The organism is Burkholderia sp. Bp8992 (assembly GCF_003853705.1).
GTDB lineage: Bacteria > Pseudomonadota > Gammaproteobacteria > Burkholderiales > Burkholderiaceae > Burkholderia.
This window is the reverse complement of sequence record NZ_QTQI01000018.1, coordinates 97,085-120,474: the sequence shown is the minus strand read 5'-3', so window position 1 is coordinate 120,474 and position 23,390 is coordinate 97,085. Positions and strand designations below refer to the sequence as shown.

Sequence of the window (23,390 nt, the reverse complement as noted above, 5' to 3'; positions counted from 1 at the left end):
AAGCGGCATTTCGCGAGCGCACAATAGCCGGAATCATCCGAAATCGCGTTAATCCGGTTTGGTCATCAAGGCGAGCCGCTGGAAAACCAGTCGGCAATCATATCGATCCAGTCCATGTCGCTGACGATTTCAATGACGGTTTCGCCGACGATTTCGGCAGCCGATGCGTCTGTCGCCACCGCCCCGGAAGCGTCCGCCCTGGGAGCTACCGCACCCGCCCTCGCGATCTCGGCAGATGCGCCGGACCTCGGATCGGCAAGCCGCTCCAGCCAGTCGACGATATTGGCACGCGCCTCTTCTTCATCGGCGAAGTCATTCCGCGCGAGAAAGCGATCGAACACGATCCACGCGAGTGTCTTGCTTCGCGTATCGGACTCGAGTTGCCAGTCGACGACGGCAGTCCGGCCGGACGCCCTGATTTCGAGCGTCGCGGTGAAACAGTAATCGAGATACTCGATCTCAAGTTTCGACGACATGGTTCGCTCCCGACACTCCACCCTCTCCGCTCTCGTGATGATCCGCTCGTGCCGCGTTTCGTGTCGCTGCGTGAATCTTGCATGACTGTTGCACAGCGTGTCGTTTCGGCTGGCAGTATCACGATATTCTCGCAACCTGTCGATATCGATCGCCGACGCATGACCGCCTCTAATTTGCCACCTGTTTGTTCTGCGCTTCCGGCTGCGCGGCGAGTCGCTCCGTTTTTCCATTCCGGGCATCGGCCTGCTCCGCGGCCGTGATCGCGCTGTTAAACTCAAACCAAAGAGATCGATTGCGCCAGAAGAGGAAATAATGGCACTCGCCCACGCACAACAGAGCGGCGTAGATGTCTGGATTGTCCAGCTCCCCGGGCATGCCCCGTATGCCTATACGCAACTCAAGCGGGTGTTCTCGTCCGACGACTCGCGACACCGGGTCGTGACGATCGACCTCAAGAAATTGCTGGCCTGCGCTGACCGCGACACCACGGACTATGTGCTGCCGTCAGTTCAGTACTGGGCGCCGGGGAAAGCCGCGGGAATTCGCGAATTCCTCGCCCCGGACCAGCACAGGATTCCCGACATGCCGTTCATCACGTTTCGCGAGACCAGGACGCGAACGCTGCTCGGCATTCCCGGCCTGTCGAAAATTGGCGTCGCGTCGTTTCGCAACGGCCAGCATCGCGCGCGCTATCTTGCCTATGCAGGCGCAACGGCGCTGCCCGTCGAGATCCACGAGACCGAAGCCGATTTGCTCGTTCGGTATTGCGGCGAGTAACGGCGAAGCGCGTCCGGCTTTCGCCCAGCGGATGCCGGCAAGCCTTCAGGCCTGTATCACGTAGATCCGATCGGTGACCTCCGTCTGGCCGATGCGGCTCGTTTCGATACCGGCCAATTGCCAGCCGTTGTGCTCGTAGAAGCCGATTGCACGCACGTTGTCGTCCAGCACCTGCAGGTGGACCTTGCACACGCCGATCGATCGCGCCCAGGCGCGAACGGCTTCGATCATGCGCTTGCCCGTCCCGCCGCCGTGATGCGAAGGATGGACATGCAGGCAATCGAGCAACACGCCGAGTGCCGGATCGGCAGGACGTTCCGCACTGACGAAGCCCACGGGCTCGCCGTCCGACTCGGCGATCAGCACCAGGCCCCACTCGCCTTCGTTGCGATCGAGATACTTGCGCCACCGAACCGCGTGCTCCGTCGGCGCCTCATCGGACAGATAGGCGGCCGGAAGGATATGGCTGTATGCGGTCTGCCGGCTAAGCGTATGCAGGCGAGCGATGAGGGGCGCGTCGTGCGCCGTCGCGGCGCGCAGCGTGGTCCGGGTGTCCGGCATGGGGTGGCGGCTCCTTGCAGCGTGTTCTCTCGATCGGTATGTCTCGTCGCAAAATATACCGTGCTTTGCAGAATGCATTTCTCGATGGCGTGTCGCGGAGACTCAGCGCGCATGCAAAAAAATCCCGGCGCCTTCATGGGTCGTCGGGATCGAACGGCCCTGAAAAGCATGCGCGCACGAGGAAGTCGATACATTACACCAATGTAAGACTGTTGCGCTTTGTCGGGTCACGCCAAGTCACTGTTCCATTCCGCCAACCCATCCGGCAACGGCGCGCCGTAAACGAAAAAAGCCTGCTCGAGCGAAACGCGAGCAGGCAAGGAAACGGATCAGCATTCGAGGCACGAGGGCTGTCCAGGAAAGATAACGGCACGGCGCGCGCGAACCTTAGGCGGGAAAGGAAGCAATGCAGGCGAACAGGTGTGGACGTTGTCAGCGCAACGACCGGGAAACGTGAAGTGATTCGAACCCGGGCCTTCCAAGGCATTCGCGATTTGCGCCGGCAACATCGCAAATTCAACAGCGACGGTGCTATCGGTTAGTAGCCGAACACGAAGTGCGCGCTCAATCTTGACGCGTGCGCACTTCGCATCGCCCGAGGTGTCACACGCAATGTCGAAATCATATCGCCTGGTCGATTCGGCTCCTTCTTTACAGACCCGAACCGTTCGCAATCCAGGTGTTGTCGATTGCAGGCTGCACTGCCTGACACCGACGCCGGAAAGCAAAAAGCCCGGTTCAATGAACCGGGCTTTTTGCTTGAATTTGTTGGGGTGGCTGATGGGACTCGAACCCACGACGACAGGAATCACAATCCTGGACTCTACCAACTGAGCTACAGCCACCACTGATACTGCTTACTTCGTTTCGCCGTTTTGTTTCAGCAGCGAAGAACAAGATTATACGAAGACTTTTGAATCTTGCAAAGCCTTTTTTTCAAAAATTTCTTCGGCTTCGTTCAGATGCGCGCGCGCCTCGTCGAACACGGCCAGATCGCCGCGTGCGAGCTTCTTGTTGTCGGACAGCACACGACGCCAGCCACGCGCGCCCGGCATGCCGCGGTACAACCCAAGCGCGTGCCGCACGATCGCACCGAGATAGGTGCCGCGCTTCAGTTCGGCCGCGCAATATTCGATCAACTGCGCTTCGGCTTCTTCGCGCGTCGGTACCGCTGCGGTCGCCCCGTAGAAGCGCGCATCGACTTCGGCCAGCACAAACGGGTTGTGATACGCCTCGCGGCCCAGCATCACGCCGTCGACATGCTCCAGATGCTGCGCAACTTCATCGAGCGTCGTGATGCCGCCGTTGATGACGATCTCCAGCGACGGGAAATCGCGCTTCAGCTGATACGCATAGTCGTACTTGAGCGGCGGGATCTCGCGATTCTCCTTCGGCGACAACCCCTTCAGGATCGCGTTGCGTGCATGCACGACGAACGTTTCGCAACCAGCCTCGGCCACCGTGCCGACGAAGTCGCGCACGAACGCGTAGTCCTCGACCGCATCGACACCGATCCGGTGCTTGACCGTGACCGGCACCGACACCGCATCGCGCATCGCCTTCACGCCGTCGGCGACGAGCTGCGGCTCGTTCATCAGGCACGCGCCGAACGCGCCTCGCTGCACGCGCTCGGACGGACATCCGCAATTCAGGTTGATTTCGTCGTAGCCCCACTGCTCGCCGAGCTTCGCGGCGCGCGCGAGGTCGTCACGCTCGCTGCCGCCCAGCTGCAGCGCGATCGGCGATTCGCTCGGCGTGAACGCGAGATGCCGCTGGGCATCGCCGAACAGCAGCGCGCCCGTCGTGATCATCTCCGTATACAGCCACGTGTTGCGCGTCAGCGTACGGTGGAACGACCGGCAATGACGGTCGGTCCAGTCGAGCATAGGCGCGACGGAAACGCGGCGGGGAGGAAGCGAGGACGAAACGGACATGGAATTCGGGCAACAGGCCAGGCGGCACGGGAACAACCGTGCATTTTACCGCAACACGGGCCGTACCTGCCCGGCACCCGCGCTAGCCGCCCTCGCCCAGCTCCGCATCGACGGCCCGGCGCGCCTCGTCGAACACGCGCTCGATCACGCGTCGCTCGGTCAGCAGCACCCCGTCGACCTTGACGAGCCGCCAGTCGATCCGCACGGCATCGCCTTGCAGCACGCGGTAGTGCGCGTGCTCGCCGTCCCATACCTGCTCGGTCTTCACCTCGATCTCGAAGCCGCGGTACGGCTCGCTGAAATCGCCGAGGTCGCTGCCTCTCGGTTCCATCGCACGCTCCGTGGCGACGCGGCGCCAGGCCGCTCCCGCGGCCAGCGCCGGGCGCTCAATCGTATTCGTTGGACAAAAAGGATTTGCCGTCGGCCGTCAGGTCGACCCGGTCAGCCGTTGCCTGATAGATCAGCCCCTCGTTCAGCAACGCATAGACGACGTCGTCGAACGCGGCGGGAACCGGCCGGCTTTCGCCAAACTGGTCGATCCATTTCAGCGCCTCGATGGCTTCAGGGGAAAGGATGGGGGTCATGCGTTGGCCTCCGGCATCGGTTTCTTTCCATCCTAGCACTTCATCCGGACGTCGAATACCGAGGCAAACGCGCTGCGGAAATGCCGACGCGGCGCCGACGGGCACGTTGCCCGCCGGCACCGCCGGCGCAGGACACACGCGCGTTCAGAGACGCGCGATCGATACTTCAGTGGACTTCACGAGCGCGACGACTTCCGCGCCGACCTTCAGTTCGAGTTCGTCGACCGAACGGGTCGTGATCACCGACGTGACGATGCCGAACGGCGTCTCGACGTCGACTTCGGAGACCACGGAGCCGCGAATGATCTCCTTCACCTTGCCCTTGAACTGATTACGTACGTTGATTGCAGTGATGCTCATCGGGATGATCGCTCCGAAGAAAAAAGTCTCAGAACGGGCGGCCGGAGCCGCCCGGAATTAAACGGCCCAGCGGATCTGCCCGACCGGTCGAACGTTTTCTGCCTCATGTTCCGCGTGCTGATCGGCCGCGCCGGGCCCACCGGCGAGCACGCGTTTCAGCACGCGATCTTCCAGCGCCGCAAACGCGGCCGACGCACGGGCACGCGGCCGGTCGAGCGGCACGGGCTGGTCGAGCGCCACGCGCCCCTGCTCGATCAGCAGGATGCGGTCGCCGAGCGCGACGGCCTCCTGCACATCGTGCGTGACGAGCAACGCGGTAAACCGATGCTCGCGCCACAACCGCTCGATCAGCGCATGCATCTCGATGCGGGTCAGCGCGTCGAGCGCGCCGAGCGGTTCGTCGAGCAACAGCAGCTGCGGCCGGTGCACGAGCGCACGGGCCAGCGCAACGCGCTGCCGCTGACCGCCCGACAGTTGCGCGGGCCAGTCGTCGGCCCGTTCCAGCAGGCCGACTTCATCGAGCACCGCGCGCGCCCGGTCGCGCGCACCGCGCCCGAGCCCCAGCATCACGTTCTGCAGCACGGTCTTCCACGGCAACAGGCGCGCATCCTGGTACATGATCCGCGTATCGAGCACGCCGCCGCCCTCGCCGCGCGTCACGAGCGCGCCGCTGCTGGGCTGCTCGAGTCCCGCGACGAGGCGCAACAGCGTCGATTTCCCGCAGCCGCTGCGGCCGACGATCGCGACGAAGCTGCCGCGTGCGATGCCGAGCTCGACGTCGTCGAGCACCGTGCGTGCGCCGAAACGCTTGCTGACGCCGGACAGCGTCACCGCGTCGTCGGGTGCCGGGCTGCCCGCGCGCCGCCGCGCGAGCGGCACGACCGATGCGCCGCCGTCACGATCGAGAATCGCCGCGTTGCGCGCGTCGTCGTCCGCGACACGTGCCTGCGCCAGTTCGACCTCGAGGTCTGCGCCGGCGAGCGGGCCGTAGGCGGCCGCCGAAGTCGTCGCATTCATGCCTTTGCTCCTGATTGATAAGCGGGGTGCCAGCGCAGCGTCACGCGCTCGAGCCATTTCGCCAGCACATCGGCCAGCTTGCCGAGCACCGCGTACAGCAGGATGCCGACCACCACCACGTCGGTTTGCAGGAATTCTCGTGCGTTCATCGTCATGTAGCCGATGCCCGACTGCGCGGAAATCGTTTCCGCGACGATCAGCATCACCCACATCAGCCCCAGCGCGAAACGCACGCCGACGAGGATCGACGGCAGCGCACCGGGCAGGATCACGTCGCGGTACAGCGCGAAACCGCGCACGCCATAGCTCTTCGCCATCTCGATCAGGTTCGCGTCGACCGAACGGATCCCGTGATACGTGTTGATGTAGACCGGGAAGAACACACCGAGCGCGACGAGGAACAGCTTCGCCTTCTCGTCGATGCCGAACCACAGGATCACGAGCGGAATCATCGCGAGTGCCGGGATGTTGCGGATCATCTGGATCGTCGAATCGAGCGCCACTTCGGCGGCCTTCGACAGACCGGTCGCGAGCCCCAGCGCGAGGCCGACGCCACCGCCGATCGCGAAGCCGAACAGCGCACGCCACGTGCTGACCTTCACGTTCGCCCACATTTCACCCGACGTCACGAGCGACCAGGCCGCGCGGACGACCGCCACTGGCTCGGGCAGCACGCGGGTCGACAGCCAGCCGGTGCGCGCACCGACCTCCCACGCCACCAGCAGCGCGAGCGGCACGAGCCACGGCGCGACGCTGCGCCACGCGCGGGCGGCCACGACGGCGCCCGTCGTCGACGTTTTCGTTGTCATCGCAGGCCTCCTCTCGCTCAGCTCTGGCTCGCCTTCGGCAGATAGTTGTTGCCGACGATCTCGCCGAACGGCCCCGACAGCGGGCCGGTCGCCTTCTCTGCGCCCTTGCCCTTGATCAGCGGGAACACGAGCTCGGCGAAGCGATACGACTCCTCGAGGTGCGGATAGCCGGACAGGATGAACGTCTCGATACCGAGATCCGCGTATTCGCGCATGCGTTCCGCGACCTGCTCGGGATTGCCGACGAGCGCCGTGCCCGCGCCGCCGCGCACGAGGCCGACGCCGGCCCACAGGTTCGGATACACCTCGAGCGCGTCGCGGCCGCCGCGCTTGCCGCCATGCAGCGCGGCCATCCGGCGCTGGCCTTCCGAATCCATGTTCGCGAACGCCTGTTGCGCGCGCGCGATCGTGTCGTCGTCGAGACGGCTGATCAGGCGCTCGGCGTCACGCCATGCTTCATCCTCGGTCTCGCGCACGATCACGTGCAGGCGGATGCCGAACTTGATCTTGCGGCCGCGTGCTTCGGCACGGGCCCGGATGTCGGCGATCTTCTTCGCGACGGCCTCGGGCGGCTCGCCCCAGGTCAGGTAGGTATCGATGTGATCGGCGGCAATCGCGTGAGCAGCCGGCGACGAACCGCCGAACCACAGCGGCGGATGCGGGCGCTGCACGGGCGGATAAAGCGCCTTGCCGCCTTTCGACTGCAGGTGCTTGCCGACGTAGTCGAAGCCGCCGTTGTCGTGCGACGCGGTCAGCAGCCCGCGCCAGATGTTCAGGAATTCGTCGGTGATCTCGTAGCGCGTATCGTGATCGGCAAAGAGGCCATCGCCTTCGAGCTCGGCCGCATCGCCGCCCGTGACGACGTTGATCAGCAGGCGGCCGCCCGACAGGCGGTCGAACGTCGCGGCCATCCGTGCCGCCAGGCCCGGCGACGCGATGCCGGGACGCACGGCGACCAGGAATTTCAGGCGCTGCGTCGCCGGGATGAGGCTCGACGCGACGACCCACGCATCCTCGCAGGAGCGGCCGGTCGGCAGCAGCACGCCTTCGTAGCCGAGCGTGTCGGCCGCCACGGCGACCTGCTTGAAGTAATCGTAATCCGCGGCGCGCGCACCTTCGGCCGTGCCGAGATAGCGGCTGTCGCCATGCGTGGGGATAAACCAGAACACATTCATCTGCTGCTCCTGCTTGACTGTCACTGCCGAAATTTGGAAAAGACTTCGCCCTGCTCGCGTCGCGGATGCGCGACGCATGCATGGTGTGCGTTCGATTCGGGATGGCTCGCCGGTCAGGCCGTGCAGCGGACGAGGACGCGATTGCACGGCTGTTTCTGGGAAATCAGTCTAGGGATCGGTGCGGGGCTTTGGAACGATTTTTTTGAGCTTAGGTTTTCCGCTTTCGTGATTAGCACGACGCTGGAGCGAATATCGCCGCATGCGGGCCCTATAATGACGCACCTATCCGAATAACTCCGCGCGTACAGCCCCGGCCGTGCGCGCCTGCGGTGCACTCATCGATGCAGAAAGTCATCCTGCCGTTCCTGTCCGGCTTCCTTGCCGCCCTGTTCTTCCGCGAGGCCACGCTCGCTCTTCTCCACACGGCCGACCTGATCGCCGCAACCGGCTTCTCGACACAGCCGTTCGCGCCGCTCGGCATTCCTGAATTTGTCGCGAATGCGCTGATCAGCGCATGCTGTGCGGTTCCGATGGCGTGGCTGCTGCGCGTATCGCCGGAACGCGAGGCATCGTGGATCGGCGCGCTCGTATTCGGCGGCATCGTGCTGACGGCCGCCCGCGTGTTCGCGATCGATCCGCTGCGCGGTATCTGGCCGTCGGGCAACATGATGCCCGTGCTCGCGGCCGGCTTCGCGGCGAACGCGGTCTGGGGCTTCGGCGCGCTCGTGTTCATGCGCGCATTCATGTCGGACGACGCGGGCGACGATTGACGCTCGCCCCCGGGGCGCGGCGCCCTTCGCCCGCCGACCGGTCGACATCCGCAAAAAAGGCCGCCTGCAAATGCAGGCGGCCTTTTCGCTTCCGTCTCGCGTGCCTACCGGCCCGCGCGACGTCAGTCCTTCAGATTCCGCAGCGGATGCGCGTCGGGCGTCCACGGGCTGTCGAACATCGCGAGCACATCGGCGCGACCGACATCGGCGGCCGACTTGAAGCGCCAGTCCGGCTGGTGATCCTTGTCGACGATCAACGCGCGCACGCCTTCGATCACGTCGCCGCGCGCGAACGTCGAGCGCGTGAGATCGAGATCGCGTCGCAGACAATCGGCCATTGTCGCGCCATGCGCACGTTCGACGACTTCGAGCGACACGGCCATCGACAGCGGGGACAGCTGCTCGCGCATCGCATGAGTCGCCTTTTCGACCCATCCGTCGACGGCCGCGCAATCCTGCTCGGCGTCGAGCGACGCGAGGATCGCGCTGATGTCCGGCTGCGCGAAATGCCGGTCGATACCGGCGCGCGCATCGGCCAGCGTCGACGTGTCGGGCGTCGGCACGACCTTGTGCGCGGCCGCCGCATCGGCAACGCACGCGACCGCCTGCGCGCCGCTTTCGATCGGCGCGCTGCGCAGCGTATCGAGCAGTGCCGGCAGCGCGGCATCGGGCAGATAAACGTCGGCGAGCTGCGCATACAGCGCATCGGCCGCGCCGAGCGGCGCACCGGTCACGGCGAGATAGCGGCCGATCGCGCCGGGCGTGCGCGCGAGAAACCAGCTCATCCCGACGTCCGGAAACAGGCCGATGCGCGTTTCGGGCATCGCCATCTTCGTCGAGTCGGTCACGACGCGCAGGCCGCCCGTATGCCGCGCCGCCTGCGAAATGCCCATGCCGCCGCCCATCACGACGCCGTGCATCAGCGCGATGTACGGCTTCGGATAAGTGAAGATCGCATGATTCAGCGTGTATTCCTCGATGAAGAACGTGTCGACCGCATCGCGGTCGCCGCGCTGCCACGCGTCGTGGAAGAAACGCACGTCGCCACCCGCGCAGAACGCACGCGGGTGCGGGCTGTGCACGACGACGGCGACGACCTCGGGATCGTCACGCCACGCGTCGAGCGCCTGCTGCATCAGCCGGATCATGCCGACCGACAGCGCATTCAGCGCCTTCGGACGGTTCAGTTCGAGAAAGCCGATGCGGTTCGCGACATACGCATGGACATCGGGCCGGGTGGATTCGGCGGAAGCGGAAGCAGCAGCGGAAGTGGAATCGGTCATGAAAGTCATCCGGCAAACAGCAGTCGCACGCTCAGTGCGCCTGCATCTTCGAGAACAGGTTCAGCACCACGACGCCCGAGATGATCAGCCCGAGGCCGATCACCGCCGGCAGGTCCGGCACCTGACGATAGAGCAGCATCGCGACGAGCGTGATCAGCACGATGCCGGCGCCCGACCAGACTGCATAGATGATGCCGACGGGCATCGTGCGCAACGTGAGCGACAGGCAGTAGAACGCGATGCCGTAGCCGGCGACGACGAGCGTCGACGGCCAGAAACGCGTGAAGCCGTCCGCCGCGCGCAGCGCAGACGTGCCGACCACTTCCGCGACGATCGCGATCGCGAGCCATGCGTAACCGGGCAGCTGCATCGCTCAGCTCCTTGCGAGGGCCAGCACGGCGTAGTCGTGGCCGAGCTCCGCGCACAGCGCCTCGACGACGAACTCGTGATCCGCGCGCTGCGGCAGCCCCGACGCGGTGATCGAGCCGATCACGCCGGCGCCCGCGACAGTCAGCGGAAACGAGCCGCCATGCGGCGCATATTCGGCGATCGGCAGCCCGTGCTTGTCCGCGAGCGTGGCGCCGGCCTGCTGCATGCGCAGGCCAATCGCGTACGAACTGCGGCGGAAATGCGCGACGACGTTGCGCTTGCGGCGCACCCAGTCGGCATTGTCGGGCGTCGCGCCGGCGAGCGCCGCATAGAACAGCGGCTGGCCGAACGTGACGATGTCGAGCGCGACCGCATGGCCACGCGACGCCGCGAGCGCATGCATCCGGTTGCCGAGCGCCCACGCGCGGGCCGGGTCGAAATGGGGAAACACGAGCGCCTGTTCCTGCGCGCCGATCGATTGCAGATCGTGAGCGATGTCCATGAATCCGTCGATGCAGTAATGAGCGTTGCACCGGGGCCGGCGCAATCGCGCACGGCCCCGCTGAATAGGAGACGAAACAAACCGCCCGATTCTAGCGCACGTACCCACGGTACCGGCCCCACAAGCAACGACAAGAAATTGTCAGAAAGCGCTTGCACGCATTCGGGATAACCCATATAATTCATTTCTTCGACGGACGCGGGGTGGAGCAGTCTGGCAGCTCGTCGGGCTCATAACCCGAAGGTCGTAGGTTCAAATCCTACCCCCGCAACCAACCCGTCCAGCATTACGCAAAAAGCCCGGCCCAGCGCCGGGCTTTTTGTTTTTCCGCGCCCGGAACAGCGCCCTCCTCGCGCACGCGCCTCCGCGTCGCACGACCTGCCGCCCGCCTGCGCGGGCGTTCGAGAATGCCGCGCCCCGGTGATACACTCGCATCACCTCGTCCCTTCCACTCGACATGAAATTCTGCTCCGTCTGCGGCCACGAAGTCATCGCGCGCATTCCTCCCGGCGACAACCGCGAGCGCTTCATCTGCGATCACTGCGGCACGATCCACTACCAGAATCCGCGCAACGTCGTCGGCACGGTCCCGGTCTGGGGCGATCAGATCCTGCTGTGCCGCCGCGCGATCGAACCGCGCTACGGCTTCTGGACGCTGCCGGCGGGCTTCATGGAAATGGGGGAGACGACGGCGGAAGCCGCCGCACGCGAAACGCTCGAGGAAGCCGGCGCGCGCGTCGAGGTGCAGAACCTGTTCACGCTGCTCAATGTGCCGCACGTGCACCAGGTCCATCTGTTCTACCTCGCGCGGCTCACCGATCCCGGCTTCGAAGCGGGCGAGGAAAGCCTCGAAGTGAAGCTGTTCGACGAGGCCGACATCCCGTGGGACGAGATCGCGTTCCCGACCGTCAGCCAGACCCTGCGATTCTTCTTCGCCGATCGCGCCGCCGGCGATTACGGCGTGCACACCGGCGATATCTTCCGCTCGCTGCGCAACGGCTGAGCCGCACTCCATGGTCCCCTGGCTCGGCCCGGACGATCCGTTTCCGCCCATCGAGCGCGCGCTCGGTCCCGCGACCGGCGCGCCCGGGCTGCTCGCCGCGAGCACCGACCTGCTGCCGTCGCGCCTCATCGACGCGTACCTGCGCGGCATTTTCCCGTGGTACTCGGACGGCCAGCCCGTGCTGTGGTGGAGCCCCGACCCGCGCATGATCCTCGTGCCGGCCGAATTCAAGGTATCGCCTTCTCTGCGCAAGACGCTTAAGCGCGTGCTGCGCGAGCCCGAATGGGAAGTACGCGTCGACCACGACTTTCCGGGCGTGATGCGCGCGTGCGCGCAGGCGCCGCGCCGCGGGCAGCGCGGCACATGGATCACGGCCGAGATCATCGACGCCTATACGTCGCTCTACCGCTCCGGCAACGCGCACAGCATCGAGACGTGGCACGACGGGCGCCGTGTCGGCGGCCTGTACGGCGTGTCGTTCGGGCGGATGTTTTTCGGCGAGTCGATGTATGCGGACGTGACCGATGCGTCGAAGATCGCGCTGGCCACGCTCGTCGCGCACCTTCGCGAGCACGGGCTGGAGATGATAGACTGCCAGCAGAATACGTCGCATCTAGCGTCGCTCGGCGGCCGCGAGATCGCACGCAAGGCCTTTGTCGCTCACGTGCGCAGCGCGGTAGCCGAACCGCCGATTCCTTGGCAGTTCGACAAGCGCGTGCTCGCCGCGCTGACGGGCCCCGCCGAATCGGCGGCGCCCTCCGGGAGCGAGCGCTAGCGCGGCACTCCTTCCCTGCATCGAGAGCTGCCCATGACTCACCCGACTGAGCTGCCGCTTTCACCGCTTTCGGCGCTGCAATTCTATGCAACGGCGCCCTATCCGTGCAGCTATCTGGACGACCGCATCGCGCGCTCGCAAGTCGCGACGCCGAGCCACCTGATCAACTCCGACATCTACACCGAACTCGTGAAGGCCGGCTTCCGCCGCTCGGGCGTGTTCACGTACCGCCCGTACTGCGACGGCTGCCGCGCATGCGTACCGGTGCGCGTCCCCGTGGGCGCGTTCGCGCCGTCGCGCACGCAGCGCAGGATGTGGAAGCGCCACCGCGCGCTGATCGCGACGGTTTCGCCGCTGCACTACGACGAAGAGCACTACGCGCTCTACATGCGCTACCAGTCGGCGCGCCACGCGGGCGGCGGCATGGATCGCGACAGCCGCGACCAGTACGAGCAGTTCCTGCTGCAGAGCCGGATCAACTCGCGCCTCGTCGAATTCCGCGACCTCGACGCGCCGGGCGGCGAGCCCGGCAAGCTGCGCATGGTCAGCATGATCGACATCCTCGGCGACGGGCTGTCGTCGGTCTACACGTTCTTCGAGCCCGACGACCGGCACACGAGCTACGGCACCTACAACATCCTGTGGCAGATCGAGCAGGCGAAGAGCCTCGGCCTGCCGTACGTGTACCTCGGCTACTGGATCCGCGAGAGCCCGAAGATGGCGTACAAGGCGAACTTCCACCCGCTCGAGGGGCTGATCGACGGCCGCTGGAAGACACTCGACCCGGAGCGGATCGACCTGCCGCCCGTCGACGCGGCGCTGGCCCGCGCGCCGTTGCCGGGCGGGCATTCCGGCTCGGGTTGACGCACGCCGCAGGGGGCTACGAAGCGAAGCGCGCCCCTGCCGCGCAACTCCCGGTAAAATAGCGGGTTGTCATTCATTCCGGCCGTCCGCCCAATTCCCGTGTTCAGTTCCCTCTACCCGCTGGCCCGCGCATCCCTGTTCAAAATGGATGCGGAAGACGCTCACCACCTCACGCTGCGCGCGCTCGGCGCGGCCGGCCGCACGGGCCTCGCCTGCGCGCTGTCGGCGCGCGTGCCCGACGCACCGCGCACCGTGATGGGGCTCACGTTCCGCAACCCGGTCGGCCTCGCGGCCGGCCTCGACAAGGACGGCGCGGCCATCGACGGCCTCGCGGCGCTCGGCTTCGGCTTCATCGAGGTCGGCACGGTCACGCCGCGCGCGCAGCCCGGCAACCCGCGCCCGCGGATGTTCCGCCTGCCGCAGGCCGAAGCGCTGATCAACCGGATGGGTTTCAACAACCACGGCGTCGACCAGTTCGTGAAGAACGTCCAGGCCGCCCGCTATCGCGGCATCCTCGGCCTGAACATCGGCAAGAACGCCGACACGCCGATCGAGCGCGCCGCCGAGGATTACCTGTACTGCCTCGAGCGCGTGTACCCGTTCGCGAGCTACGTGACGATCAACATCTCGTCGCCGAACACGAAGAACCTGCGCCAGCTGCAGGGCGCCGGCGAACTCGACGCCCTGCTCGCCGCGCTGAAGGACAAGCAGCAACGCCTCGCCGATCTCCACGGCAAGCTCGTGCCGCTCGCGCTGAAGATCGCGCCCGATCTCGACGACGAACAGGTCAAGGAAATCGGCGACACGCTGCTGCGCCACAAGATCGAAGCGGTCATCGCCACCAACACGACGCTGTCGCGCGCAGCCGTCCAGGGCCTGCCGCATGCGGACGAAGCCGGCGGCCTGTCGGGCCGCCCGGTGTTCGACGCGTCGAACGAAGTGATCCGCAAGCTGCACGCGGAAGTCGGCAACGACGTGCCGATCATCGGCGTCGGCGGCATTTTCTCGGGCGAGGACGCCCGCGCGAAACTCGCGGCCGGCGCGGCGCTCGTCCAGCTTTACACCGGCTTCATCTACCGCGGCCCGGCGCTCGTGTCGGAATGCGTGAAGGCGATCGCCCGCGAGCGCACCGCGTAATATAGACATAAACAAACTGTATTTAATGATCGATAGCATTTTTGCTATCATCAACCGCACTATCAGAATCATTGACCCGGACAGGGCAAGGACACACACGATGAAATTTTCGCTGCTGAAGAAGCTGCTGGTTGCCGGCCTGATCGGCACGTCGTTCACCGCCGCAACCGCGCATGCGGCCGACCTCCTCGACCAGGTCAAGCAGCGCGGCACGCTGCGCGTCGGCCTCGAGGGCACGTTCCCGCCGTTCAACTCGAAGAATCCCCAAGGCGAACTCGTCGGCTTCGACGTCGACATCGCGAAGGCCGTCGCCGCGAAGCTCGGCGTGAAGGCCGAATTCGTGACGACCGAATGGAGCGGCATCATCGCCGGCCTGCAGGCCGGCAAGTTCGACGTGATCGCCAACCAGGTCGGCATCACCGACAAGCGCAAGGAAACGCTCGACTTCTCGCCGGCGTACACGTTCTCGTCCGCGCAGCTGATCCAGCGCAAGGACGACACGCGCGAGTTCAAGTCGCTGGACGACCTGAAAGGCAAGAAGCTCGGCGTCGCGCTCGGCACGAACTACATGGACATGGCGAAATCGGTGCCCGGCATCGACGTGAAGACGTACCCGGGCGCCCCCGAGTACCTGCGCGATCTCGCGGCCGGCCGTCTCGACGCAGCACTGAACGACCGCCTGATGCTCGCGTACCTGACGAAGAACTCGCAACTGCCGCTGCGCCCGGGCGCGAACGTCGGCTCGGCGAACCCGTCGGGCATCCCGTTCAAGAAGGGCAACCCGAAGTTCCAGAAGGCTATCGACGACGCCATGGTGCAACTCGAGGCCGACGGCACGTTCACGAAGATCTCGGACAAGTGGTTCGGTATCGACGTGACCAAGCCGATCAAGTAAGCACGCCTGCATTTCCCGCCTGACGGCGGGCCGGAAAGGGCGGCATCCGTCACGATGCCGCCCTTTGTTTTATTCGCCCGGTTTATGATTGCGCTTTCGCGCACGCATTCGATTCGTACTCCATGTCGACAACGTCCCTGCTCGTCCAATCGCTGCCGGTGCTCGCCCAGGGTGCCGTACTGACCGTCAAGTTCGCCGTGCTGTCGATGGTGTTCGGCCTGCTTGGCGCCGTCGTGCTCGCGATGATGGGCATCCGGCAAAGCGAAGCACTCGACGGCTTCGAGCGCATCTGGGTCAACGCGCTCGCGTGGCTCGCGCGCGCGTACGTGAGCCTGATGCGCGGCACGCCGCTGCTCGTGCAGATCTTCGTCATCTACTACGGGCTGCCGAGCCTCGGCATCTCGCTCGACCCGACGCCGGCCGGCGTCATCGCGCTGTCCGCGAACGTCGCGGCTTACATGTCCGAAAGCATGCGCGGTGCCATCAACGGGATCGCGCGCGGCCAATGGCTCGCCGCGTACAGCCTCGGGCTGTCGTGGGGGCAGACGCTGCGCTACGTGATCGGCCCGCAGGCGCTGCGCATCGCGGTGCCGAGCCTGTCGAACAGCCTGATCAGCCTGATCAAGGACACGTCGCTCGTATCCGTGATCACCGTGACCGAACTGCTGCGCAGCGCGCAGGAAGTGATCGCGGCGACCTATCAGCCGCTGCCGCTCTACCTCGCCGCCGCGGCCGTGTACTGGATCCTGTGCCAGATCCTCGAATGGGTGCAGCGCTGGTACGAAAAGCGCCTGTCGCTGCCGTCGCGGCACTGACCGCGCGCCATTTCGCCGGGCGGCGCACGCGCGCCCGGCGCCCCCTCCTTCCCGCCTACTCGCCCGAATAGCGCACGCCGAGCGCGGCGCGCGCCGCATCGGTCATCGCGATCATCTGCCGCGAATGGTCGTGCGTCATGATCGGGCTTTCCGTCTTGCCCGCACGCAGCAGGTCGCAGAAATGCGCGGTCTCGTAGTTCAACCCGCCGCCTTCGGGCGGTGCGTCGAGTTCGACGGTACGCCCGTCCGCATAGCGAATCGTCGCGCGCGCAGGATTCCACCACTTCTCGTGAATCGTCACGTGGCCGCCGGCCGCGGCGATCAATGCGTCGCCACGCCCCATCACGTCGAGCCCGCAAAAGAGCTGCGCGATCCCGCCGTTCGCGTGCACGCTGTTGAGGCTCGCAAACAGGTCGACGCCCGTTGCGCCGACGCGGCCGAGCGTCTGCACGTCGAGCGCCGCACCGAGCCAGTCGACCGCGAGAAACGCCTCGTAGATGCCGATGTCGAGCAGCGCGCCGCCCGCGCGATCGAGGCGATAGACGGGATGGTCGTCCGGTACCGACGACGATGCGCATCCCGCACGCACGAGCCGGATCTCGCCGATCGGGTCGTCGTGGAGGTGCGCACGCAATTGACGGTACAGCGGAAAGAACGGCGGCTTCATCGCTTCCATGAACAGCCGTCCGGCGTCGCGCGCCGCCCGCAGTACGGCGTCGAGTTGCGCCGCGTTCAGCGTCGCGGGCTTTTCGCACAGCACGGCCTTGCCGGCGGCCAGTGCGGACAGCGTGTACTGTGCATGACTGTCATGGAGCGTCGCGATGTAGACCGCGTCGATATCGCTCGCGAGGAGCGCGTCGAGGCTCGCGGCAGGCGTGCCGCCATTCGTCCCGCAAAAGGCGGCCGTGGCGTCGGCGCGGCGGGCCCAGGCACCGGCGAGCGTGGCGCCCGGCACGTGCGCGAGGCTTTGCGCGAAGCGGTGCGCAATGCTGCCTGCACCGACGATGCCGAAGCGCACCGGGCGATGGTCGTTGTCGTTCATCCTGATCTTCCGTGTCGGTCGTAAGACGATGGCCGGCACGCTGCCGACCGGCCGTCATGATAAACGGCCCGGCGGCACACGGATGAGCGACACGTACAACGTCAGGCGCGTACCGGCACGTCGACCGAGAAATCGCGCGAGATTTCGTCGGCGCTGAAATCGATCAGCGCGAGCGATGCCGCCTCGGCTTCGCGCGGGTCGCGCCGTTCGATCGCATCGACGACGCGCGCATGCGCCTTCACCGCAATCTCGTGCGCCCCCTCCTTCTGCACGACACGCGGATTCACGAGGCGCACTGCACCGCGCACGATCGCCGCCATCTGCTGGAAGAACTGGTTGCCGCTTGCCTGCACGATCCGCGTATGGAGCAACTCGTCTGCCGTGTCGTAGCCGGAATCGCCCGGCTGCAGCACCTTGAACGCATCGAACGCTTCGCGAATGCCCGCGATGTCGGCCGCCGTCGCTCGCACGGCCGCCTGCGCGGTCGCACGCGGCTCGATCAGCATCCGGAATTCGATGACGTCGCGCATGAACTGCGGATCCGGTTTTGCCCGAAATCGCCAGCTCACGACGTCTTCGTCGATCATGCGCCAGTCGCGCATCGGCCGCACACGCGTGCCGACTTTAGGACGCACGTCGAGCATGTCGCGCGCAAGCAACATCGACAATGCTTCCCGCATCACCGTACGACTCACATCGAACTCTTTCGACAGCACGTCCTGTGGCGGCAGGATGCCGCCGTACTTGTCTTCGACAATACCCGAGACAAGCCCATCCATCACTTTGGCGACCAGTGACCGGTCTTTGCCCTGCTCCATGACACCTCCCCGTGCGTCGATTTGCGAACACCTGCTCCGCAGTTCCGCCGGCCCTGGTTACCACTGTTCTTATGATCTATAAGTTGATGAGTTCGAGGATATTTCGCTATCTGGTAAACACCTGACAGGGTTATCCCTCTTTTTGACGGGGTGATTTATACGTCTAAAAAAAAGACCCGGAAAGCGCGCCGCGCCTGCCGGGTCCGGATTTCCACAAGATTTAACCATTCAGTCCGTGACGAGCGATACCACGCCATTACGGACTGCTTCTCATTCAGATTCAGCCAGCCGGATAAACGATCGTTTCAACGCCGTTTTCCGTGCCGAGCAAGCACAGATTCGCACCGCGCTCGGCGAACAGGCCGACCGTCACGACGCCCGGCCATGCGTTCACCTGCGCTTCGAAGCCGCGCGGATCGGCGATCTGCAGCCCCTTCACGTCGATGATTTCGTTGCCGTTGTCGGTAATGTATGGCGCACCGTCCTTCGTCACGCGCAGCACGGGCACGCCGCCGAGCGCGGTCACGCGCCGGCCGATCGCCGTGCGCGCCATCGGCACGACCTCGATCGGCAGCGGAAACTCGCCGAGCACCGGCACGCGCTTGCTGCCATCGGCGATGCAGACGAACGTGTCGGCCACCGACGCGACGATCTTCTCGCGCGTCAGCGCACCGCCGCCGCCCTTGATCATCGCGCCGCCCGCGTCGATCTCGTCGGCGCCGTCGACGTACACCTGCAGCGAGTCGACCTCGTTCAGGTCGAACACCTTGATGCCATGCGATTTCAGGCGCTCGGTCGTGGCAACGGAGCTCGACACGGCGCCGCGATAGCGCGACTTGACGACGGCGAGCGCGTCGATGAAGCAGTTGGCGGTCGAGCCGGTGCCGACGCCGATCACGGCGCCTTCCGGCACGTTCTGGATCACATAGTCGGCGGCGGCCTGGCCGACGAGGCGTTTGAGTTCGTCTTGAGTCATGGAGTGGGAATGCTGCGGGATTGCGGAAAACCGCCAGTTTACCGGACTCGGATGACGGCCCGCGATTTTCGGCGCGCGGCGCGCCGCGAATTCAGGGCGCGCCGGCCGCGGGCGCGTTGTCCAGCGGTTGCGTGCCGGGGAAGTATTTATCGAGCAACGCCTGCGCGATTGCATCGGTTTCGGCGTCCGGGTTGCCCGCATAGTCCGACGGCCGGAAATGCATCTGGAATGCCGCGAACACGCGCCGCGTACGTGCATCGAGCATGCCGTCGGTCGGCACGTCGTAGCCGTAGCGCGCGAGCTTGAGTTGCAGCTCACGCACGTCGACGGGTGCGTGTGGATCGCGGCCGCCGAGCCGGGCGGCCACGGTCGCCTCGTCCGGCCACGCACCGACACCGGCCTGCGCCAGCGCATGCCACGGAAACAGCGGCCCCGGATCGATCTTGCGTTGCGGCGCGATGTCGCTGTGCCCGACCACGCGCGTTGGCGGGATTCCATAGCGCGCGACGATGTCCTTCGACAGGCGCGTCAAGGCGTCGACCTGTTCGGGTGGATACGGCTGCCAGGTGCGATGCTGTGGATCGAGCGGGCCGCGGTTCACGTTCTCGATGCCGATCGACACCGCGTTCAGCTCGGTCGTGCCTTGCCACTCGCTGACACCTGCGTGCCATGCGCGCTGCGCTTCCGGAACGAGCTGGTAGACGACCGGCATGCCGCGTTCGGTGCGCGGCTGCGGCGGGATGACGTAATGCACGCTGACCGAATCGCCCGTCAGCGTGCGCAGCGACTTCGCCTCGTCGCTTTCGGTGTAGTGCATCACGAGAAAGCGGACCCGTGAATCGGCGCCGCGTGCATGGAGGCTCGTGTCGGCGTAGTAGGTGTCGCGTTCGACGAGCGACGGCGACGTGCAGGCCGCCAGCAGGCCCAGCACGGCGCAGCAGGCGCCAACACGGAACAGGGTCATCGGTCGCGGGTTCCGGAGAGGCGCGCACCACACCGCATCACGGCACGGCACGCGTCGTTCGGGTCACTCGAGGCCCGCGCGGATTGCGCGGGACGGGCCGGCGTCAGCCCTTCACGCGCCGCTGGCGCACGGCCTCGTACAGGCACACGCCGCTGGCGACCGACACGTTCAGGCTTTCCACGCTGCCGGCCATCGGGATGCTCATCACTTCGTCGCAGGTATCGCGCGTGAGCCGGCGCATGCCTTCGCCTTCGGCGCCCATCACGAGCGCGACAGGGCCGTCGAGCTTGGTTTCGTAGAGCGTCGCCGGCGCCTCGTCCGACGTGCCGATGATCCACACGCCGGCTTCCTTCAGCTCGCGCAGCGCGCGGGCGAGGTTCGTCACCGTGATGTACGGCACCGTATCGGCCGCGCCGCTCGCCACCTTGGCCGCCGTCGCGTTCAGGCCGACCGCGCGGTCGCGCGGCGCGATCACCGCATGCGCGCCGGCCGAATCGGCGACACGCAGGCACGCGCCAAGGTTGTGCGGATCGGTGACGCCGTCGAGCACGAGCAGCAGCGCCGGGCCCTGGATGCCGTCGAGCAGCTCCGACAGGTTCTGCGCGAGCGGCATGTCCTCGACACGCGCGACGACGCCCTGGTGGCGCTCGGTGTGCGCCAGGCCCCACAGGCGCGTTTCGTCGGCTGCAATCAACCGCACGCCCGCTTCCTTCGCGGCGTGCAGGAAGTCCTGCATGCGGCGGTCGCGGCGCGTCTGGTCGTACAGCACCTCCGCAACCGTCGATGCATCGTGCCGCAAACGTGCGGTCACCGCATGAAAACCGTAAAGAACCTTCAGACGTGACATGACTGGAACAACCTTCGATCAAACGTGCGGCCGCGCGACGCGCGCAGCCACGATCCATGGAAAAGGAAAGCGCCGCGCTGCCGGCCAATGGCCGGTGACGCGGCGTCTCTCGATACTGCAGGGCATGCGCGTGCGCATGCCCCGAACGCTCAATACTTCTTGCGGGCGTGTGTCTTCTTCGCAGTCGGCTTCGCCGGTGCGCCACCGCCGCCGCCCTTCTTCTTCGCTGCGGAACGCGCGGCGCGCGCGTCCTTCACCGCGACACTCGGCGCACTCGCGGCCTTCTTGCGGCGCGGAGCGGCCTCCTCCGCCTGCGGCAGCGCACGCACGCGCGGACCGTTGCCGTTGCGATCGCCACCGGCGGCAGCCGGCGCCGGCGACGGACGCGGCGCCTTCACCGGCGTATCGCGCACGAGGCGGAAGTCGATCTTGCGCGCGTCGAGATCGACGCGGCTGACCTGGACGCGCACGCGATCCGACAGGCGATAGCGGATGCCCGTCCGTTCACCGCGCAGCTCGTTCTTGATCTCGTCGTACTGGAAGTAGTCCGAGCCGAGTTCCGTCACATGCACGAGCCCTTCGATGAACAGCGTGTCGAGCTGCACGAAGATGCCGAACGACGTAACGCCGTTCACCATCCCGCCGTACTCCTCGCCGAGCTTGTCGCGCATGAAGTAGCACTTGAGCCATGCTTCGACGTCACGCGACGCTTCGTCCGCGCGACGCTCGTTCGCCGAGCAGTGCAGGCCGAGCTCTTCCCAGATCGCCGTGTTCGAGCGCGAGCGGCCGCGCGATTCGTCGTCGGCCTGTTGCATGGCGCGCGCACGCGGCGACAGCGCGGTATTCAGCTCGAAGCCTTCCGGCGCCTTCGGCGTGTATTTCTTGCCCGACAGGATCGCGTAGATCGCGCGGTGCGTGAGCAGGTCGGGATAGCGGCGAATCGGGCTCGTGAAGTGCGCGTACGCCTCGTAGGCGAGACCGAAGTGGCCGATGTTGTCCGGGCTGTAGACGGCCTGCTGCATCGAACGCAGCAGCATCGGCTGCAGCATCTGCGCATCGGGCCGGTCGCGGATCTGCGCCATCAGCGCCGCGTAGTCGCTCGCATGCGGCTTGTCGCCGCCGCCGAGCGACAGGCCCATGCCGCGCAGGAACGCGCGCAGGTTCTCGAGCTTCTCCGGCGTCGGCCCCGCGTGCACGCGGTACAGGCCCGGATGCTTGTGGCGCTTCAGGAAATCGGCCGCGCAGACGTTCGCAGCCAGCATGCACTCCTCGATCAGCTTGTGCGCATCGTTGCGCTGGCGCGGCACGATCTGCTCGATCTTGCCCTGCGAGTTGCAGACGATGTAGGTCTCGGTCGTGTCGAAATCGATCGCGCCGCGCTTCTGGCGGGCAGCGAACAGCGACTTGTAGACGCCGTACAGGTCCTGCAGGTGCGGCAGCAGATCGGCGCGGCGCGCAGCCTCCGGGCCCTTCGTGTTCGACAGCACGGCCGCGACTTCGGTGTACGTGAGGCGCGCAGCCGAATGGATCACGGCCGGATAGAACTGGTACGCCTTGATCTCGCCGCGCGCGGTGATCACCATGTCGCACGCGAGCACGCAGCGGTCGACGTGCGGATTCAGCGAGCACAGGCCGTTCGACAGTTTCTCCGGCAGCATCGGGATCACGCGGCGCGGGAAATACACCGACGTGCTGCGTTCGAGCGCATCGGCATCGAGCCCGGTGCCAGGCTGGACGTAGTGCGACACGTCGGCGATCGCGACGATCAGCCGGAAACCGTCGCCACGGCCGACCTTGACCGGCTCGCAGTAGACGGCATCGTCGAAGTCGCGGGCGTCCTCGCCGTCGATCGTCACGAGCGGCACGTCGCGCAGGTCGACGCGGAAACGCAGGTCGGCCGGCCGCACCTTGTCGGGCAGCGCGGCGGCTTCGTCGAGCGCCGGCTGGCTGAATTCGTGCGGCACGCCGTACTTGCGCACCGCGATCTCGATTTCCATGCCCGGATCGTCGATGTCGCCGAGCACTTCGACGACACGGCCGAGCGGCTGCGAATGACGGCTCGGGAAGTCGGTCAGTTCGACGACGACGACCTGCCCGACCTTCGCCTTCTTCACGTTCTGCGTGATCAGGATGTCATGACCGATGCGCTTGTCTTCCGGTGCGACGATCAGTGCGCCGTTCTCGTTGAGCAGGCGGCCGATCACGCGCTTGTTCGCGCGTTCGGTGACTTCGACGACATGCCCTTCGGGACGGCCGCGGCGATCGTAGCCGACGATCCGCGCGAGCACGCGATCGTTGTGCATCACCTTCTGCATTTCGCCGTTCGGCAAGAACAGGTCGTCCTGGCCGTCGTCGCGGATCACGAACCCGTAGCCGTCGCGATGCCCCTGCACGCGCCCGGCGACGAAGTTCGACGGATGGGTCAACTGGTAGTGGCCGCGCTTGTCGAGGCGGATCTGGCCGTCGCGCTCCATCGCGGCGACTCGCCGGAAGAACCCCTCGCGCTCCTGACGCTTGATCGACAGGGCTTCGGCGATGTCGTTGGCAGCCAGCGGCGCGTCGCTCGTACGCAGCACGCCGAGAATTTCTTCACGGCTCGGAATGGGGTACGGATATTTGCTCAAGGGTTTGTCGAT

The 23,390-nt window shown here is 65.9% G+C and carries 26 protein-coding genes and 2 tRNA genes; 9 read left to right on the top strand and 19 right to left on the bottom strand.

From position 1 onward, the window contains the following. Positions 1 to 65: 65 nt before the first annotated feature. Positions 66 to 476, bottom strand: coding sequence for a hypothetical protein (locus DIE03_RS24850; RefSeq protein WP_124454945.1), 411 nt, complete (start codon positions 474 to 476; stop codon positions 66 to 68). A 313-nt stretch (positions 477 to 789) separates the two neighbouring features. Between DIE03_RS24850 and DIE03_RS24845 the strand changes: the two genes are divergently transcribed. Then, entirely contained in the window at positions 790 to 1,254 is a 465-nt protein-coding gene (locus DIE03_RS24845) for a plasmid fertility inhibition factor family protein (RefSeq protein WP_124454943.1), read from the top strand. Between the two features lie 45 nt (positions 1,255 to 1,299). On the opposite strand, the gene DIE03_RS24840 is transcribed toward DIE03_RS24845, so the two are convergent. The 9 genes from DIE03_RS24840 to ssuD form a co-directional block, all read right to left on the bottom strand. Further along, entirely contained in the window at positions 1,300 to 1,815 is a 516-nt protein-coding gene (locus tag DIE03_RS24840; protein WP_124454941.1) for a GNAT family N-acetyltransferase, read from the bottom strand. 769 nt (positions 1,816 to 2,584) lie between these two features. Further along, positions 2,585 to 2,660, bottom strand: a tRNA-His gene (locus DIE03_RS24835). A gap of 54 nt (positions 2,661 to 2,714) precedes the next feature. Further along, positions 2,715 to 3,701, bottom strand: a complete 987-nt coding sequence (gene dusA / locus DIE03_RS24830) for a tRNA dihydrouridine(20/20a) synthase DusA (RefSeq protein WP_260434944.1) — start codon at positions 3,699 to 3,701, stop codon at positions 2,715 to 2,717. A gap of 130 nt (positions 3,702 to 3,831) precedes the next feature. Beyond that, positions 3,832 to 4,080, bottom strand: a complete 249-nt coding sequence (locus tag DIE03_RS24825) for a hypothetical protein (RefSeq protein ID WP_124454937.1) — start codon at positions 4,078 to 4,080, stop codon at positions 3,832 to 3,834. A 55-nt stretch (positions 4,081 to 4,135) separates the two neighbouring features. Next, complete coding sequence (locus DIE03_RS24820; RefSeq protein WP_059234572.1) at positions 4,136 to 4,333, bottom strand: hypothetical protein; 198 nt, start codon at positions 4,331 to 4,333, stop codon at positions 4,136 to 4,138. A 144-nt stretch (positions 4,334 to 4,477) separates the two neighbouring features. Then, positions 4,478 to 4,693: a molybdopterin-binding protein gene (locus DIE03_RS24815; protein WP_006476104.1), complete on the bottom strand. Its 216-nt coding sequence runs from the start codon at positions 4,691 to 4,693 to the stop codon at positions 4,478 to 4,480. 57 nt (positions 4,694 to 4,750) lie between these two features. Further along, positions 4,751 to 5,710, bottom strand: a complete 960-nt coding sequence (locus DIE03_RS24810) for an ATP-binding cassette domain-containing protein (RefSeq protein WP_124454935.1) — start codon at positions 5,708 to 5,710, stop codon at positions 4,751 to 4,753. After that, a complete protein-coding gene (gene ssuC, locus DIE03_RS24805) occupies positions 5,707 to 6,519 on the bottom strand; it encodes an aliphatic sulfonate ABC transporter permease SsuC (protein WP_124454933.1) in 813 nt (270 codons plus the stop codon). The genes DIE03_RS24810 and ssuC overlap by 4 nt, the downstream gene beginning before the upstream one ends. A gap of 17 nt (positions 6,520 to 6,536) precedes the next feature. Then, positions 6,537 to 7,694: an FMNH2-dependent alkanesulfonate monooxygenase gene (gene ssuD / locus DIE03_RS24800; protein ID WP_124454931.1), complete on the bottom strand. Its 1,158-nt coding sequence runs from the start codon at positions 7,692 to 7,694 to the stop codon at positions 6,537 to 6,539. A 341-nt stretch (positions 7,695 to 8,035) separates the two neighbouring features. Here ssuD and DIE03_RS24795 point away from each other — a divergent pair, with 341 nt between their 5' ends. Beyond that, complete coding sequence (locus tag DIE03_RS24795; protein ID WP_124454929.1) at positions 8,036 to 8,464, top strand: hypothetical protein; 429 nt, start codon at positions 8,036 to 8,038, stop codon at positions 8,462 to 8,464. 122 nt (positions 8,465 to 8,586) lie between these two features. Here the strand turns inward: DIE03_RS24795 and DIE03_RS24790 are convergent, their stop codons facing one another. From DIE03_RS24790 to DIE03_RS24780, 3 genes are read right to left on the bottom strand one after another with little or no spacing between them, the layout of a single operon-like run. Further along, complete coding sequence (locus DIE03_RS24790) at positions 8,587 to 9,747, bottom strand: enoyl-CoA hydratase/isomerase family protein (protein ID WP_124454927.1); 1,161 nt, start codon at positions 9,745 to 9,747, stop codon at positions 8,587 to 8,589. 31 nt (positions 9,748 to 9,778) lie between these two features. Continuing rightward, entirely contained in the window at positions 9,779 to 10,111 is a 333-nt protein-coding gene (locus DIE03_RS24785) for a DMT family transporter (protein WP_404823581.1), read from the bottom strand. Between the two features lie 9 nt (positions 10,112 to 10,120). Continuing rightward, on the bottom strand, positions 10,121 to 10,618 hold the full coding sequence (locus DIE03_RS24780) for a heme-degrading domain-containing protein (RefSeq protein WP_124454925.1): 498 nt from the start codon (positions 10,616 to 10,618) through the stop codon (positions 10,121 to 10,123). A 197-nt stretch (positions 10,619 to 10,815) separates the two neighbouring features. On the opposite strand from DIE03_RS24780, the gene DIE03_RS24775 reads away from it, so the two are divergent. The 7 genes from DIE03_RS24775 (at position 10,816) to DIE03_RS24745 (ending at position 16,107) form a co-directional block, all read left to right on the top strand. Next, positions 10,816 to 10,892: transfer RNA gene (locus DIE03_RS24775), tRNA-Met, on the top strand. A gap of 183 nt (positions 10,893 to 11,075) precedes the next feature. Continuing rightward, a complete protein-coding gene (locus DIE03_RS24770; RefSeq protein WP_124454923.1) occupies positions 11,076 to 11,621 on the top strand; it encodes an NUDIX hydrolase in 546 nt (181 codons plus the stop codon). A gap of 10 nt (positions 11,622 to 11,631) precedes the next feature. Continuing rightward, on the top strand, positions 11,632 to 12,396 hold the full coding sequence (gene aat / locus DIE03_RS24765) for a leucyl/phenylalanyl-tRNA--protein transferase (protein ID WP_124454921.1): 765 nt from the start codon (positions 11,632 to 11,634) through the stop codon (positions 12,394 to 12,396). A gap of 33 nt (positions 12,397 to 12,429) precedes the next feature. Further along, positions 12,430 to 13,260 (top strand): arginyltransferase, encoded by an 831-nt coding sequence (locus tag DIE03_RS24760; protein ID WP_124454919.1) that lies wholly within the window; start codon positions 12,430 to 12,432, stop codon positions 13,258 to 13,260. 99 nt (positions 13,261 to 13,359) lie between these two features. Beyond that, positions 13,360 to 14,397 carry a quinone-dependent dihydroorotate dehydrogenase gene (locus DIE03_RS24755; protein ID WP_059234588.1) on the top strand — a complete coding sequence of 346 codons (1,038 nt, stop codon included), beginning with the start codon at positions 13,360 to 13,362 and terminating at the stop codon, positions 14,395 to 14,397. A gap of 100 nt (positions 14,398 to 14,497) precedes the next feature. Next, on the top strand, positions 14,498 to 15,292 hold the full coding sequence (locus tag DIE03_RS24750; protein ID WP_124454917.1) for a cystine ABC transporter substrate-binding protein: 795 nt from the start codon (positions 14,498 to 14,500) through the stop codon (positions 15,290 to 15,292). Between the two features lie 122 nt (positions 15,293 to 15,414). Then, positions 15,415 to 16,107: an amino acid ABC transporter permease gene (locus DIE03_RS24745; RefSeq protein WP_006484207.1), complete on the top strand. Its 693-nt coding sequence runs from the start codon at positions 15,415 to 15,417 to the stop codon at positions 16,105 to 16,107. A 55-nt stretch (positions 16,108 to 16,162) separates the two neighbouring features. Here DIE03_RS24745 and DIE03_RS24740 read toward each other — a convergent pair whose 3' ends face one another. The 6 genes from DIE03_RS24740 to rnr form a co-directional block, all read right to left on the bottom strand. Next, complete coding sequence (locus tag DIE03_RS24740; RefSeq protein WP_124454915.1) at positions 16,163 to 17,149, bottom strand: Gfo/Idh/MocA family protein; 987 nt, start codon at positions 17,147 to 17,149, stop codon at positions 16,163 to 16,165. A 101-nt stretch (positions 17,150 to 17,250) separates the two neighbouring features. Then, positions 17,251 to 17,967 carry a FadR/GntR family transcriptional regulator gene (locus tag DIE03_RS24735; protein WP_124454913.1) on the bottom strand — a complete coding sequence of 239 codons (717 nt, stop codon included), beginning with the start codon at positions 17,965 to 17,967 and terminating at the stop codon, positions 17,251 to 17,253. Between the two features lie 280 nt (positions 17,968 to 18,247). Then, positions 18,248 to 18,943, bottom strand: a complete 696-nt coding sequence (gene rpiA, locus DIE03_RS24730) for a ribose-5-phosphate isomerase RpiA (RefSeq protein WP_124454911.1) — start codon at positions 18,941 to 18,943, stop codon at positions 18,248 to 18,250. 91 nt (positions 18,944 to 19,034) lie between these two features. Further along, a complete protein-coding gene (locus DIE03_RS24725; protein ID WP_124454909.1) occupies positions 19,035 to 19,907 on the bottom strand; it encodes an N-acetylmuramoyl-L-alanine amidase in 873 nt (290 codons plus the stop codon). Between the two features lie 103 nt (positions 19,908 to 20,010). Beyond that, positions 20,011 to 20,754 carry a 23S rRNA (guanosine(2251)-2'-O)-methyltransferase RlmB gene (gene rlmB, locus DIE03_RS24720; protein WP_124454906.1) on the bottom strand — a complete coding sequence of 248 codons (744 nt, stop codon included), beginning with the start codon at positions 20,752 to 20,754 and terminating at the stop codon, positions 20,011 to 20,013. Between the two features lie 149 nt (positions 20,755 to 20,903). Beyond that, positions 20,904 to 23,378 (bottom strand): ribonuclease R, encoded by a 2,475-nt coding sequence (gene rnr / locus DIE03_RS24715; protein WP_124454904.1) that lies wholly within the window; start codon positions 23,376 to 23,378, stop codon positions 20,904 to 20,906. Between the last annotated feature and the right edge of the window lie 12 nt (positions 23,379 to 23,390).

What these genes read in the sequence shown, in the direction of transcription:
- DIE03_RS24825 (WP_124454937.1), bottom strand. Translation starts at nt 4,080, where the DNA reads ATGGAACCGAGAGGCAGCGACCTCGGCGATTTCAGCGAGCCGTACCGC.
- DIE03_RS24760 (WP_124454919.1), top strand. Translation starts at nt 12,430, where the DNA reads ATGACTCACCCGACTGAGCTGCCGCTTTCACCGCTTTCGGCGCTGCAA.
- ssuC (WP_124454933.1), bottom strand. Translation starts at nt 6,519, where the DNA reads ATGACAACGAAAACGTCGACGACGGGCGCCGTCGTGGCCGCCCGCGCG.
- rpiA (WP_124454911.1), bottom strand. Translation starts at nt 18,943, where the DNA reads ATGACTCAAGACGAACTCAAACGCCTCGTCGGCCAGGCCGCCGCCGAC.
- DIE03_RS24745 (WP_006484207.1), top strand. Translation starts at nt 15,415, where the DNA reads ATGTCGACAACGTCCCTGCTCGTCCAATCGCTGCCGGTGCTCGCCCAG.
- DIE03_RS24770 (WP_124454923.1), top strand. Translation starts at nt 11,076, where the DNA reads ATGAAATTCTGCTCCGTCTGCGGCCACGAAGTCATCGCGCGCATTCCT.
- DIE03_RS24725 (WP_124454909.1), bottom strand. Translation starts at nt 19,907, where the DNA reads ATGACCCTGTTCCGTGTTGGCGCCTGCTGCGCCGTGCTGGGCCTGCTG.
- DIE03_RS24795 (WP_124454929.1), top strand. Translation starts at nt 8,036, where the DNA reads ATGCAGAAAGTCATCCTGCCGTTCCTGTCCGGCTTCCTTGCCGCCCTG.
- aat (WP_124454921.1), top strand. Translation starts at nt 11,632, where the DNA reads ATGGTCCCCTGGCTCGGCCCGGACGATCCGTTTCCGCCCATCGAGCGC.
- DIE03_RS24780 (WP_124454925.1), bottom strand. Translation starts at nt 10,618, where the DNA reads ATGGACATCGCTCACGATCTGCAATCGATCGGCGCGCAGGAACAGGCG.
- DIE03_RS24850 (WP_124454945.1), bottom strand. Translation starts at nt 476, where the DNA reads ATGTCGTCGAAACTTGAGATCGAGTATCTCGATTACTGTTTCACCGCG.
- DIE03_RS24735 (WP_124454913.1), bottom strand. Translation starts at nt 17,967, where the DNA reads ATGGAGCAGGGCAAAGACCGGTCACTGGTCGCCAAAGTGATGGATGGG.
- DIE03_RS24790 (WP_124454927.1), bottom strand. Translation starts at nt 9,747, where the DNA reads ATGACCGATTCCACTTCCGCTGCTGCTTCCGCTTCCGCCGAATCCACC.
- dusA (WP_260434944.1), bottom strand. Translation starts at nt 3,701, where the DNA reads ATGCTCGACTGGACCGACCGTCATTGCCGGTCGTTCCACCGTACGCTG.
- DIE03_RS24750 (WP_124454917.1), top strand. Translation starts at nt 14,498, where the DNA reads ATGAAATTTTCGCTGCTGAAGAAGCTGCTGGTTGCCGGCCTGATCGGC.
- DIE03_RS24815 (WP_006476104.1), bottom strand. Translation starts at nt 4,693, where the DNA reads ATGAGCATCACTGCAATCAACGTACGTAATCAGTTCAAGGGCAAGGTG.
- DIE03_RS24820 (WP_059234572.1), bottom strand. Translation starts at nt 4,333, where the DNA reads ATGACCCCCATCCTTTCCCCTGAAGCCATCGAGGCGCTGAAATGGATC.
- DIE03_RS24845 (WP_124454943.1), top strand. Translation starts at nt 790, where the DNA reads ATGGCACTCGCCCACGCACAACAGAGCGGCGTAGATGTCTGGATTGTC.
- DIE03_RS24740 (WP_124454915.1), bottom strand. Translation starts at nt 17,149, where the DNA reads ATGAACGACAACGACCATCGCCCGGTGCGCTTCGGCATCGTCGGTGCA.
- DIE03_RS24810 (WP_124454935.1), bottom strand. Translation starts at nt 5,710, where the DNA reads ATGAATGCGACGACTTCGGCGGCCGCCTACGGCCCGCTCGCCGGCGCA.
- ssuD (WP_124454931.1), bottom strand. Translation starts at nt 7,694, where the DNA reads ATGAATGTGTTCTGGTTTATCCCCACGCATGGCGACAGCCGCTATCTC.
- rlmB (WP_124454906.1), bottom strand. Translation starts at nt 20,754, where the DNA reads ATGTCACGTCTGAAGGTTCTTTACGGTTTTCATGCGGTGACCGCACGT.
- DIE03_RS24840 (WP_124454941.1), bottom strand. Translation starts at nt 1,815, where the DNA reads ATGCCGGACACCCGGACCACGCTGCGCGCCGCGACGGCGCACGACGCG.